Consider the following 13520-nt stretch of genomic DNA (forward strand, 5'->3'; position numbering starts at 1 on the left):
GCTGCCGCCGCTTGGTGCGCCATTACGAACTATACCTCCGCACCTCCGTCGCCTTCATCCGCCTCGCCATGATCCGTCTCATGCTCCGCCGCCTCGCTCGGAAATAATCTTTCTGGACAGACTCTTAGAAGAATACGCCATACCTCTGGCCACGATGTGACGGTTTGGTGCGTGGGTGGCCAGATGCTGGATCTTTTGTATCCAAGAGCTTCAATTAAGCCAATCATTTCACTGACCGCCAGGACATCATCATCAAAAATAAAGAATTTAGTCGACATTACGTCCTCTCCTCAAGGCTGATAAACTCTACTGGCAGCACCAGGTGGCATACAAAGAGATTCTCATTGATTTCCTGCGTGAAACTTCCGCCTGCAGCGTCGACAAGTCGGTTGATCTGGCTGTGGCCGGCACCGTTGCCCGGCACGCTTGGCTCTTTTGCCAGATTCTTCAATGTTAAGCTAACCTTCTGACCTTCGCCCAATTCGAGGAGTCGCACGGTGATGCTGCAAGGAAAATTGTGGTCTCCATGGTTCGAGATATTTCCTGCCATCAGCCGAAAGACTCTGCGTAATAGATTGATTTGCTTGTCCCATACCAGTGGCAGTCGATCCGCCTCCATCCAAATCTCACGGATCAGCATTCCTACGGAAACTGCCACAGACGATGAGACGAGGCGCAGTCGGTTGCTCCTCTTCAATCTTGGGTCGAGGTCAAGCTCAAGCTGGAACCGCTCTCCCAGTTCGGAAGTCAGTGTATGAAGCAGAAGGCCAACCGGTTCCTGCACTACTTCTGGCAACATCCGATCGATTATGCCCCCCTGTTCGGTGGCTTCGTTATCGCCGATGATCTTGCCGCGGTTGCTCGCAAACAACCATTCTACAGAACGGTTCATCGTGTTGCTCAGAACCTTTCCCCATTCGGCTACTCGTGCGGCATCGGTGGTTGCGATCCGAGCATAATGGAAGGCGTCCCTTGCTGCGCTCATGGCGGCGTGGGGTTCCTCGCGCCGGCTCGGGCCGCTCAGGATATGAATGGCTTCAAGGGCCTGAATGATGCTGCTTTCAAGAAAGTCCTGGGCCTTCCTCCAATCCGTGCTGGTAAAGGCCGGGAGTGGCGAGGCAACGGAAGGTAGTTGATTGAAGGCTCTGGTAAATCTGTTCCACACCGGAAAGCCGACTTCGTCGTGACGAGTGCGTGCCTCTCTCAGGAATGTCCGGATGCAGTGCTGAGCCTGTTGGTAATCCTGTGGCATCCTGCCGCTGATGCCCTCGTTCCATAAAGCGAGGAGATTGCCGCACCGGCTCAACATGCGCCGAACGTCATCCTGCGAGCCCTCATGCGCCATATAGAGGTCCGTTACTGCATCTTTGGCAGTCTTGGATAAAGCACCGCGACCCTTCGGATAGGTTTGGATCAGCGACAGCCACTGGCCGCGCAGATGTTCGTTGAGCACGCAGCGTTTGGCGATCCTGTCCTGCTGGTTCTCGAAGGGCTCCTCAAGCAGACGGAGCACCCAGAGGGCGCAACTGTGAAGAGGAGAGGAACGACGCGAGGCGGGGAGGTCGAGGGCACTCATCGCCAGATTGGCAATGTCGTCCCGGAACGAACCGCGCAGGATATCGTCTTTCAGCAGGTCCGGTTCGAGAGCCAGCACGACCAGAAGGGAATGGTCTTTTTCGACGATGGTGCATTTGCGAAGAAGGCTGACCAGCGGGCTGATCACAGCAATGCCTTCCTGATGCAAGCTCAGCAACTGCCGAATGAGCAGCGTGTCCTCTGTTACCCTGGTTTCGCGTTCGGGCGCATCGTCGTAAAGATCGACGTAAAGAGGGTAGGATTCGACTTGGGTGATGCGTTCCACCAGGGAGTCCAGATTTCCTTGAACGCCTGATTTCCATCGCCGCATGTCAGAATGCCACGTCTCGTCGATCCGGACGAGGAGGTCCTTGATTCGAAGCAGGCCGGGGACAAGGTCCGCATTCGCATACACAGGGGTCCTCAGTTGGAGGAGGGCTGCGAAATGCAGGGAAACTTCCGGCTGTTCGCTGGTTTCATCGGGATGCAGGTCGCCCCAACCGGTGCTCAGGCGGCGGGTGCGCAGCAGAATCTTCTCTTCCATGGCGGGAAGCCGGCTGACCAGGGGGCAAACGACCAGCTTGCTCGGACGAGGCTGTAGTTCTATGTCGACCATGGGCAGCAAGAAGTCGCGGATGGTGCGGCCGCTGGCGCACGCACTGTCGACGAACAAGGCCACATAGTTGTCGGCTACCTGGCGCTGCCGGAGTGCGAGTTCGGTCTGATCGCCCTTCGGAAGGGCTACGGCTTCCGCTTCCAGCGTCCGGGTTGCCGGATGGTGGCTGAGAATGGGGCGTGCCCCCTTGCGGGTGGCGGCCAGCGGCGCAAGCCACAGGATGCTCTTGAGTGGTTGGCCGATTTCCTCCAAAAGTTCCAGGGCTCTTTCCGCCAGGCTGCGCCGGCTTCGGAAAACGCCGCATTCGTCCCGGCAGAACAACACCACATCGTGTTCTTGCGCGGGGGCGATGGAGCCGATCACGGCGGCGAGCCAGCGCGCCACCTGCTCCCGGAAAACCGGGTCATTCAGGGCATGATCGTCCTGAAATCGGGCGACGTTCAGGCGTTCGTCCACATGCTGGAGTCCATAGGGAAGCAGATCGATCCGGTATCCGATCTGCTCCGGAGCGACCTGCAACCGGGTTAGCAGATCGGGCTTGGGAAAGGGAACGCATGGATTGCGCCAAGCGAAATCGCGATAATAGACATGCGATGATTTTTTTCCGTAATCCCCCCCGGCCGGCAGCATTTCATGGGTCAACGCGTCGATCGTGACCATGGTGTAGCCAGCGGTCTCCGTCTCGTCGGATTTCAGCGGCGGCAACAGGGGCCAGCGGATGACGGAGATCAGCGTAGGGAGTTCCGCGGGCCAAGCCGCCTCCGGTTTCCGCAAGTCCAGGCAGGCGAAGACGGAATGGGTTTCCAGACCCTCTTGGCTTTGCTTCTCGAGGCGGTTGCGGATGCGTTCCGACGTGTGGATCGCGTCGGTAAAGGCCAGAATGATATCGTTCGGCTTCGTGGAATGGTTAAGCTGATCGACGTGGATGACCTCCACACGCTGGCGTGCGTTCAGGCGAGACCGGAGTCGCTTGGCCAGGATGTAGGAGGATTCGCTGGTGTCATCCGGAACCATGATGACGCGGCCATCCTTTCCGGCCCGCATCTCGTCGATGTGGGCTTCCAGCATGGTGATCATGGTCATCTCGACGATGGGTTCGTTGAGGCACAGGGCGAAGGCCGTGACATAATGCTTCACGATCTTGCCGCTGCGCGTTTTTACCAGGGTTTTTTCGTCCTTGCCGGCCTCCCAGTACCAGGGCGCGCTGCGCGTAGGTGTTTCGGCCAATCGGCGCACCATTGTGCCCAGGACTTCGCTTTGAAAGGCTGCAGTCACGCGGTCGGGCAAGTTCAAGCGCAGCCGGAAGCCGCTGGCGGTCCGGTCGACCGACACCACGTTCCGGTAGGTCGCTTCAAGCATCCTTCCCCAATCGTCAGCCTTCTCGCCCTGGAACTCGCGCGTTAACGATAGCCTCAGCGATGCCCTCTCCTGGTCGGGAATGAATATGAACCAGTACAAGTGGCCGTCGCGAGGCGACTGCAACCCGCAAATAACTGGCATATCGAACGATTTTTGAGTGCAGACGCTCCAGAACGTTTCCTGGGCAAGCCTCAGGTCGTCTTGCGGGACATCGAAGAAGAAATGGACTGGAATGAAATTCGGATGCGTGTTCTCGGCCATCATGATGACCATTGCATTCCAACGTTCACGCTCATCGGTTCCTGGTGTGCATATCAGGCGAGGGCCAGGGTGGATGAGAGCGGTAAGGCGTGGACCTTGACCGGTGGGCTCCTTGAAGGTGCCGGCGGTCTCGCGACTGACGAAGTCTTCCTTTATGCCTAAGTTGAATTGGCGGACATAATCATCGACCGTCCGGCTGGATTGTTGCCAGAGCATGGGGTGAGCGGTGATGTGGGAGGCATCGTACTCGACCGTTCGGGTTCCCGATGCCTGCCGCGGCGGGTGGGCGCGCAAGGGCAGGGGAAGCGCGACGCACATGCTGAGGGTCGTTCCGGGCAGGGCGCTTGTGGGGTTGTAAGCCACTCTTCTTGGTCCGGTCGCACGCAGGTCGGTGGCGCGGATGGCAAAAGAGTCGGACTCAGCAAAGCCGTAGCCGTAGAGACCCAGGCCCGAACGGAGCAGAGTCTGCCCCGACAATGCCTGTGTGTGATGAAGAATACGATACAGGCCCCGGTACCCTTGCCGGAGGGTCTCGCTCGCATGGTCCTCATGGCTTTTGCGGGTGCCGAAAGGGCTCAGAGCGAATTCCAGAATGGTGTCGTGGAACTCTGTCGTATGCTCGTTCTTCCGGAATGCATCGCCCAGCATCTCAGGCACCCCGGCGCCGCTGTCCGCGATGGCCAACTCAAGAACCGACGTGGCGCCGGACGCGCATTGGCCGTGCCACCAATTCCAGCAGGAATCAGCAGGGTTCTCAGCAGGCCGGAGGGATGCCGCGACCCAGACTCTTCCCCCGCTCTCGGACAGGGCAAACCCATGTTCGTAAGCATTGAGAAGGCCTTCCTGAAGGAACTCAAGCGCCGTTTTGTGAAACAGGGAGTCCCCAACTTCCGGCAGAGTGCTTGCTACGTTATTTGCCAGTCTCCTCGCAATCTTCATCAAGCGATTACGGTGTTCCCAGCCAACGTCTGAGGTCGCAGGATGGAAATGGGGAATGTCAATGCGCTTGGGGATCAGAGGGAAGGCTGTAAGGGAGGTCGTCAGCGGCTTGAGTTGCTGATCCAGGCCCACATGGGAAAGACGCGGCGCTCGTTTAAGGGTGATAGGCAAGCTGCCGTTGACCTTCAGCCAGTCGAGCAAGCTCATCAGCTCGCAAACGCCGGTTGCGGTCCCCCGCTGTACCTTGTCGCAATCGACGACGATGCGTGTAAAGTGTGTCGGCGGGCTGAAGGAGAAGCCGAAATGCCGACTCTTGTTGCTATTGCTAAGGGATAAGAATGGCCGGACATCATAGCGCAACTGTTCGGGCGTCAGGTCTTCCGGAAGGGAAAGGATCAGGTCGGTTCTTGAGCGTGCGACCATAGGTGCCGGCTTCGTCCGTTGATTACGACCGCTCGGTTGTATGACGAACCGTCACCATGTCGCAAGAGAAGTGTACCGAAACGGGAAGACTCCATTTTGGACACGGACGAAGGGACGTCCTATGAAGGGTCTCCGGCCGACCGTCAGGCTCCACCCCGCCGTTCGGCGTGGGTGGGCTAACCTGGGCCTTGACCGGGGCCGGGCTGTGCGATTCGCATGAAAGACTTCCCCTCGCGACGGTGGGGCGAAGGGGAAGCAAAGGCCGTGGCCAGTCGAACCCTCCGCGCCTCAGGCCGCGCTGCGGTCCGGCCTCATGCCGCGCGTCAGGATCGCCAGATCGCGGTCCAACGCCGGCTGGTCGGCCTCCGGCAGGGTGAACCTGACGTGCAGTTGGCCATGCTCGCAGGACTTCACCGTGAAGGGCACGGGGCGGGACAGGCCGGGCGCGCGCAGCGTGCCGGGGGCGCCCGCGCTCATCGCCGGCGCGTTCCGGATCATCGCCCCGCCGGTCGACAGGTTGACGATCCGCGCCTCGCTTTCCGTTCCGGTTCCGGCGCCGTCGATGGTGCAGGGCAGGTCGACATGGAAACGCGGCTTGCGGCGGCGGTCCACGTCGCTGGTCGCGGTGCGGACGACGCGGACCAGGATGCTCTGCAGCTCGTCGATGCTCTGCGCCACCTCCCCGGCGGCGGCACGCATGCCGCCGGCCCGCCCGCCGGCCTGGTTGGCTTCTTCGGACACCAGGGCGATGCGGCTGGAGACCTCCTGCGCGGCGTGGCTGGTCTCGTTGACGGTGCGGGCGATCTCCTGGGTGGCGGCGTCCTGCTCCTCGACCGCGGCGGCGATGGAGGCGGAGATGTCGGAGACCTGATGGATGGTCGAGGCGACTTCACCCACCCGGTCCACGGCCTGTCTGGTGACCGACTGAACGTCGGTGATCAGCCCGGCGATCTCCTCGGTGGAGCGGGCGGTCTGGTTGGCGAGGCTCTTCACTTCCTGCGCCACCACGGCGAAGCCCTTCCCGGCTTCGCCCGCGCGCGCCGCCTCGATGGTCGCGTTCAGAGCCAGCAGGTTGGTCTGGCTGGCGATGTCGCCGATCAGGCGCGCGACGGCGCCGATGCGCTCCACCGCTTCGGAAAGGTGACCGATGATCGTGCTGGCGGAGCCGGCCTTCTCCACGGCCTGCCCGGTCACTGACACCGAAGCGGACACCTGGCGCCCGATCTCCCGGATCGAGGAGGACAGCTCGTTGGCCGCGGCGGCGACGGTCTGGGCGTTCGCCAGCGCCTGGCTGGCCGCGGCGGCGACGTTCTGCGAGTTGTCGCTGACCGTGCCGGCGGAGGCGGCCATCGTCTCGGCGTTGCCGGTCATCTGCTCGGCGTGCCGGGCCACCCGCTCCACGGCGGCGCGGGTTTCCCTCTCCACGGTGTCGGCCATGGCGGCCAAAGCCTGGCGCCGTTCCTCCTCGCCGGCCTCGCGGGCGCGTTCCTGCTCGGCGCGCAGGCGCTCGTTCTCCAGCCCGGCTTCGCGGAACACGCGCACGGCATCGGCCATCTGGCCGATCTCGTCCCCGCGCCCCTCGAACCCGACCTCCACCCGCAGGTTGCCGGCGGCCATGCTGTTCATGGTGAGGCGCATGCGGTCGATCGGCCCGATCACCGCCAGCCGCAGAAAGACGATGGAGGAGGCGATGAGCAGCAGCGTCACCGCCGCCGTCGCGATCAGCAACCGCTCCAGAGTGGTGGAGGAGACCTCGATGTCGCTCACCGCCGCGTCGAGGCCGTTCAGGCGCTGCTCGCGGACCTGCTCCATGACGGAGAGCAGCCGCTCCATCTCCTTGTCCATGCTTTCGGCCACGGCGTCGAACTGCCCCATCATGGCGTTGCCCGTCGCCGGGCCGCCCTCGACATAGGCGCGGGCCATGCGCTGGCCCAGCTCGTAGAAGGGCGGGAAGGCGGAGCGGGTGGCGTCGATCGCCTTCACCATGTCCGTCAGACCCAGCGAACGCGCGATGGCATCGGCTTCGGCGGCCTGCTTCCCGAACGCCGTCGCGTACTCGGCGGCCTTTTCCGGTCCGTCGTTCAGCCCGTCCAGCCCGCGGGTGGCGGATATGTCCGTCAGCCACTGCTGCACCTGCGCCACGTCGTACCGCATGTCGGCGATCAGGCCGCTCAGCGGCACCACCTTCCGGCTCACCTCGTCGGCGGTTTGGCGAACGTTGCCCAGGTTGGCTTTCTGCAGCGACATTTCTTTCCCAATGAAGAAAGTTGCTGTCGCCATGACGATGAAAACGAACAAAGCAGTCATCTTCGCTTTTCGTTTGATGGTCATGGCGTGCAGAAGATTCATAGCAGTGCTCCGTGTGACATATTGCCGCGGACTGTGCGCGGTCGTAAAGCGCTTCGCTCGGACAATTCCTTCAATCATCCGCTGGCGCAAGTTTATCATTGATCCTATTACGAAGTATTAATGAGCGTTCACTTGGCGACAGAGAGCTATCTCTGATTCAAGCTTGCTGCATATGAATTTCGGATTTCTGATTCTGGCGTTTCCGTTGGAGAAAGTTGCGTGAAGTATGGGTTGGTTTTGTCCTTCGTTGCTCGAGTGCATTCATTCGCAGGACAAGACGTCCGTTTCTTGGTGGCGGACATCTTCATGCTGCGGCGCAAAGAAAAAGGCCCTTCCCCGCGGACGGGGAAGGGCCTTCGATGGAAGCCGGGTGGGGCCGGGCTGGTTTAGCCCGCGGCCTTCGCCTTGGCCTCGATGCGGCGGCGGTGGAGCACCGGCTCGGTGTAGCCGTTCGGCTGCTCGCGGCCCTTGAAGACGAGGTCACAGGCGGCCTGGAAGGCGACGCTGCCGTCGAAGTCGGCGGCCATCGGGCGGTAGAGCGGGTCGCCGGCGTTCTGCTTGTCCACGACGGCGGCCATGCGCTTCATCGTCTCCATGACCTGCGCCTCGGTGGTGATGCCGTGGTGCAGCCAGTTGGCGATGTGCTGGCTGGAGATGCGGAGCGTGGCGCGGTCCTCCATCAGCCCGACGTTGTTGATGTCCGGCACCTTGGAGCAGCCGACGCCCTGGTCGATCCAGCGCACGACGTAGCCAAGGATGCCCTGGGCGTTGTTGTCCAGCTCCTGCTGGATCTCCTCCTCCGACCAGTTGGGGCGGTCGGCCATGGGGATGGTCAGGATGGCGTCCAGGCTGGCGCGCTCGCGCCGGGCCAGCTCCTCCTGCCGGGCGGCGACGTTGACCTGATGGTAGTGCAGGGCGTGCAGCGTGGCCGCGGTGGGCGAGGGCACCCAGGCGGTGTTGGCGCCGGCCTGCGGGTGGGCGATCTTGGCGGCCAGCATGTCGGCCATGCGGTCCGGCATCGCCCACATGCCCTTGCCGATCTGGGCGTGGCCCTTCAGCCCGCAGAGCAGGCCGGTGTCCACGTTCCAGTCCTCATAGGCCTTGATCCAGGCGGACGACTTCATGTCGTTCTTGCGGATCATCGGGCCGGCTTCCATGGCGGTGTGCATCTCGTCGCCGGTGCGGTCGAGGAAGCCGGTGTTGATGAACACCACGCGCGCCGCCGCGGCCCGGATGCACTCCTTGAGGTTCACCGTGGTGCGGCGCTCCTCGTCCATGATGCCCATCTTCAGCGTGTTGCGCGCCATGCCCAGCGCGTCCTCGACGCGGGCGAACAGCTCGTCCGCGAAGGCGACCTCCTCCGGCCCGTGCATCTTCGGCTTCACGATGTAGACGGACCCGGCGCGGCTGTTGAGGCGGGCGCCGTTGATGTCGTGCAGCGCGATCAGCGAGGTGATCATACCGTCGAGGATGCCTTCCGGCGCCTCGCTGCCGTCCTTCAGCAGAACGGCGCTGTTGGTCATCAGGTGGCCGACGTTGCGGACCAGCATCAGGCTGCGGCCCGGCAGGGTGATCGTCTCGCCGTTCCGGCTGGTGTAGCTGCGGTCGGGGTTCAGCCGGCGCTCCACCGTGCCGCTGCCCTTGGGGAAGCTGGCAGTCAGGGTGCCGGTCATCAGGCCCAGCCAGTTGCGGTAGGCCAGCACCTTGTCCTCCGCGTCCACGGCGGCGACGGAGTCCTCGCAGTCCTGGATGGTGGTCAGGGCGGATTCGAGCAGGAGGTCGGCGACGCCCGCCGCGTCGGTCTTGCCGATCGGGTGGCTGCGGTCGATTCGGATTTCCAGATGCAGGCCGTTGTTGACCAGCAGGATGCCCGTGGGGGCGGACGCCTCCCCGGCATAGCCGACCAGACGCTCCGGCTCGGCGAGGCCCGTGCTGCGGCCGTCCTTCAGCGCGACGACCAGACGGCCGTTGTCCACCGTGTAGCCGGCGGCGTCGGCGTGCGACCCGTCGGACAGCGGGGCGGCGCGGTCCAGAACGTCGCGGGCGAAGGCGATGACCTTCCCGCCGCGCTTCGGGTTGTAGCCGGCGCTGCGCTCCGCCCCGTCCGCGTCGGGGATCGCGTCGGTTCCGTAGAGCGCGTCGTACAGGCTGCCCCAGCGGGCGTTGGCGGCGTTCAGCGCGTAGCGGGCGTTCATCACCGGCACGACGAGCTGCGGGCCGGCGGTGGTGGAGATCTCCGGATCGACGTTCTCCGTCGTCACGGCGAAATCCGGGCCTTCCGGCAGGAGATAGCCGATCTCCTTGAGGAATTCGGTGTGGGCCGCGCGGTCCAGCGGCTGGCCGCGGCTGCTGCGGTACCACGCGTCGATCTGGGCCTGAAGCTCGTCCCGCTTGGCCAGCAGCGCGCGGTTGCGCGGCGCCAGATCGTGGAGGATCGCGTCAAGGCCCGACCAGAATTGCTCCGGCGTCACGCCGGTGCCCGGCAGGGCTTCGTTCTCGATGAAGCGGTGAAGCTCCGTGGCAACCTGCAAGCCGCCAACCTGAATGCGTTCCGTCACCATTGCTGCTCTTTCCTTCCGAAGTCGTAGTCACCGCGGTTTTTCGGTTTGTTGGTCGTTGGCTGACGTTTTGTTCACCGCTCGCCCGCTTGCGGGGCCGTCCGTTCGGTCCGGTCCCCGGCGCGGGCTTTGGGCGACAAGGTACACATTCGCGGCGCCGCGGTCTTCCTCCGAATTGATGCGATGCGGCGGTTGCTCGGGGAACTCCCCCAAAGGCCCGGCACTGCCTATGTTGGGTGGCATGAACATATCCGGTCATGCATCCCCCGCCGCGGGCGCGGCCATGCGGGAACCGTTGTCGGGGCTGGTGGAGCGGGTGACCTTCCACAGCCCGGAGACGGGATTCTGCGTGCTGCGGCTGAAGGTGCGCGGGCAGCGCGACCTCGTCACGCTGGTCGGCCACGCCGCCACGATCGGCGCGGGCGAATTCGTGCAGGCCCAGGGCGCCTGGGTGAACGACCGCAACCACGGGCTCCAGTTCAAGGCCGATTTCCTGAGGGCCACCCCGCCGACCACGGTGGAGGGGATCGAGAAGTATCTCGGTTCCGGCCTGATCCGGGGAATCGGGCCGGTCTACGCGAAGAAGATGGTCAAGGCGTTCGGCGAAGCCGTGTTCGACGTGATCGAGCAGGAACCGGACAAGCTGCGGCAGGTCACCGGCATCGGGCCGAAGCGGGCGCAGCGCATCATCGCCGGCTGGGCCGACCAGAAGGTGATCCGCGAGATCATGATCTTCCTGCACAGCCACGGGGTCGGCACGTCGCGCGCGGTGCGCATCTTCAAGACCTACGGGCCGGACGCCATCCGCCTCATCACCGAGAATCCCTACCGGCTGGCCCGCGACATCCGGGGCATCGGCTTCAAGACGGCGGACGCGGTGGCGGCAAGGCTGGGCATCGAGAAGACCGCGATGATCCGGGCGCGGGCCGGCATCGGCTATGCCCTGGCGGAGGCGACGGACCAGGGCCATTGCGGGGTGCCGGTGGCGGAGCTGATCCCCATGGCCGTGAAGCTGCTGGAGATCGACGCGTCCATCCTGGAGGATGCGGCGGAGCTGGAGCGGCAGGACGGCGCGGTGATCGCCGACAGTCTGGGCGGGGAGCCCTGCCTGTTCCTGGCCGGACTCCACCGGGCGGAGCTGGCCATCGCCGAGCGGCTGCGCCGGCTGGCCGGCGGCCCCGTGCCCTGGCCGGAGATCGACGCGGAGAAGGCCATCCCCTGGGTGGAGGCGAAGGCCGGAATCACCCTCGCCGAAGGGCAGCGGGAGGCGCTGCGCCGCGCGGTCGCGGCGAAGCTGCTGGTCATCACCGGCGGCCCCGGCGTGGGCAAGACGACCCTGGTGAACAGCATCCTGACCGTGCTGAAGGCCAAGGGCGTGTCCATCGCGCTGGCCGCCCCCACGGGCCGCGCGGCCAAGCGGCTGAGCGAGAGCACCGGCATGGAGGCGCGGACCATCCACCGGCTGCTGGAGACCGACCCGCAGGCCGGCGGCTTCAAGCGCGACGAGACCAACCCGCTGGATTGCGACCTGCTGGTGGTGGACGAGACCAGCATGGTGGACGTGCCGCTGATGAACGCCCTGCTGCGCGCCGTGCCGGGGCGGGCGGCGCTTCTGCTGGTCGGCGACGTGGACCAGTTGCCGTCGGTCGGGCCTGGGCAGGTGCTGGGCGACGTGATCGGGTCCGGCGCGGTGCCGGTGGTGCGGCTGACCGAGATCTTCCGGCAGGCGGCGACCAGCCGGATCATCGTCAACGCCCACCGGATCAACGCCGGCCAGATGCCCGAAACGCCGAAGGCCGGGGAGGACAGCGACTTCTACTTCGTCGAGGCGGCGACTCCGGAGGCCGGGGTGGGCAAGCTGATCGAGATGGTGCGGGACCGCATTCCCCGCCGATTCGGCGCCGACCCGGTGCGCGACGTGCAGATCCTCTGCCCGATGAACCGCGGCGGCCTGGGCGCGCGGTCTCTGAACATCGAATTGCAGAAGGTGCTGAACCCGCCGGGCGAGTCCCGAGTCGAGCGATTCGGCTGGACCTTCGGCCCCGGCGACAAGGTCATGCAGGTGGAGAACAACTACGACAAGGAGGTCTACAACGGCGACCTCGGCATCGTATCCGCCGTCGATATGGAAGAAGGGACGCTGACCGCGACCTTCGACGGACGCCCGGTGATCTATGATTTCGGAGAATTGGACGAGATCGTCCTGGCCTACGCCACGACGATCCACAAGAGCCAGGGGTCCGAATACCCGGTGGTCGTCATTCCCGTGGTGATGCAGCATTACACGATGCTCCAGCGGAATTTGATCTATACGGGCGTGACGCGGGGGAAGTCGCTCGTGGTGATGCTCGGCCAGCGCCGCGCGCTCGCCATGGCGGTGCGTGGGACGCAGGGGCGGCGGCGCTGGACGAAGCTGGGCGAATGGCTGTCGTCCGGGTGAGCCTTCGGTGTGGACAACCATGTCGGGTTTTTGTCACAGACGTATGCGCGCGGCGTTTGCGGCTCCTGCCCCGGTATGCGGTGAGAGTCCCGGGGCAGACGGTTCGATTGTCCCTAAGTCCTTGAAACCATTCCTGTGATGCCTTTCCTTCCGCAATCCGGAGAGGGGAGGGGACCGGTGCCCGGACGATGGCGGCACCGGGCGTCACCGGGGCCGGCACCTCTTCCGAACGGACGGTCCTCCCCTTGGCCGAATGTCGCAGGAAGGGGCGTCTGGCCTTTGGCGTGCTTGACGGACGGCCTCTACCCTGTGACAAAGATAATTCGGCACCCTTTATGAGCTTGAAGACACATGTTCGACCGCCCGCCCCGCCAGGGCTACCGCGCTCCCGAGATCACCAAGGCCAACGTCACCGCCACTGTGAAGTGGTTCAACCCCACCAAGGGGTTCGGCTTCGTGTCCCCCGAGGACGGTTCGCCCGACGCCTTCCTGCACGTTTCCGCGGTTCAGGCCGCCGGCTATGACGCGCTCGACGAAGGCACCACCATCGTTTGCGACCTCGCCCGTGGCCCGAAGGGTCCGCAGGTCGCTTCCATTCAATCCGTGGACACCTCCACAGCGTCCCGCGCGCCGGCCCGTCCGGCCCGCACGGGCGGCGGCGGCTTCGGCGGCGGCGGCTATGACCGTGGCGGCTACGGCGGCGGCGGTGGCGGCGGCGGTTACGACCGCGGCGGCTGGGGCAACGACGCCGGTGGCGGCGAAGAGGTCGACGGCACCGTCAAGTGGTTCAACGCCGACAAGGGCTTCGGCTTCATCACGCCGAGCACCGGTGGCAAGGACGTCTTCGTCCATGTGAACGTGCTGCGCCGCTCCGGCATGCAGACGCTCCAGGAAGGCGATCAGGTGCGCGTGACCGTCCGCCAGGGCCAGAAGGGCCCCGAGGCCGGCAAGGTCGAGTACCGCTAAGCCTTCTTCGGCATCTGAAGAAGACGGCCGGGGC

The 13520-nt window shown here is 64.3% G+C and carries 5 protein-coding genes; 2 read left to right on the forward strand and 3 right to left on the reverse strand.

The window, feature by feature from the left end:
• Positions 1–277: 277 nt before the first annotated feature.
• From DS843_RS10980 to DS843_RS10990, 3 genes are all read right to left on the reverse strand, one after another.
• Complete coding sequence (locus DS843_RS10980; protein ID WP_149468931.1) at positions 278–5173, reverse strand: hypothetical protein; 4896 nt, start codon at positions 5171–5173, stop codon at positions 278–280.
• Between the two features lie 288 nt (positions 5174–5461).
• Positions 5462–7420: a methyl-accepting chemotaxis protein gene (locus DS843_RS10985; RefSeq protein ID WP_286192049.1), complete on the reverse strand. Its 1959-nt coding sequence runs from the start codon at positions 7418–7420 to the stop codon at positions 5462–5464.
• Between the two features lie 488 nt (positions 7421–7908).
• A complete protein-coding gene (locus DS843_RS10990; RefSeq protein WP_149468932.1) occupies positions 7909–10083 on the reverse strand; it encodes a malate synthase G in 2175 nt (724 codons plus the stop codon).
• 280 nt (positions 10084–10363) lie between these two features.
• Between DS843_RS10990 and recD2 the strand changes: the two genes are divergently transcribed.
• On the forward strand, positions 10364–12520 hold the full coding sequence (gene recD2 / locus DS843_RS10995) for an SF1B family DNA helicase RecD2 (protein WP_408902073.1): 2157 nt from the start codon (positions 10364–10366) through the stop codon (positions 12518–12520).
• Positions 12521–12871: 351 nt separating this feature from the next.
• Positions 12872–13486 carry a cold-shock protein gene (locus tag DS843_RS11000; RefSeq protein ID WP_149468933.1) on the forward strand — a complete coding sequence of 205 codons (615 nt, stop codon included), beginning with the start codon at positions 12872–12874 and terminating at the stop codon, positions 13484–13486.
• Positions 13487–13520 lie beyond the last annotated feature (34 nt).

It is taken from the genome of Roseomonas genomospecies 6 (assembly GCF_008365375.1).
Lineage (GTDB): Bacteria > Pseudomonadota > Alphaproteobacteria > Azospirillales > Azospirillaceae > Azospirillum.

Bases quoted from the DNA above. Each gene is read 5' to 3' on its own strand.
- DS843_RS11000 (WP_149468933.1), top strand. From the start codon at position 12,872: ATGTTCGACCGCCCGCCCCGCCAGGGCTACCGCGCTCCCGAGATCACC.
- DS843_RS10990 (WP_149468932.1), bottom strand. From the start codon at position 10,083: ATGGTGACGGAACGCATTCAGGTTGGCGGCTTGCAGGTTGCCACGGAG.
- DS843_RS10985 (WP_286192049.1), bottom strand. From the start codon at position 7,420: ATGTCGCTGCAGAAAGCCAACCTGGGCAACGTTCGCCAAACCGCCGAC.
- DS843_RS10980 (WP_149468931.1), bottom strand. From the start codon at position 5,173: ATGGTCGCACGCTCAAGAACCGACCTGATCCTTTCCCTTCCGGAAGAC.
- recD2 (WP_408902073.1), top strand. From the start codon at position 10,364: ATGCGGGAACCGTTGTCGGGGCTGGTGGAGCGGGTGACCTTCCACAGC.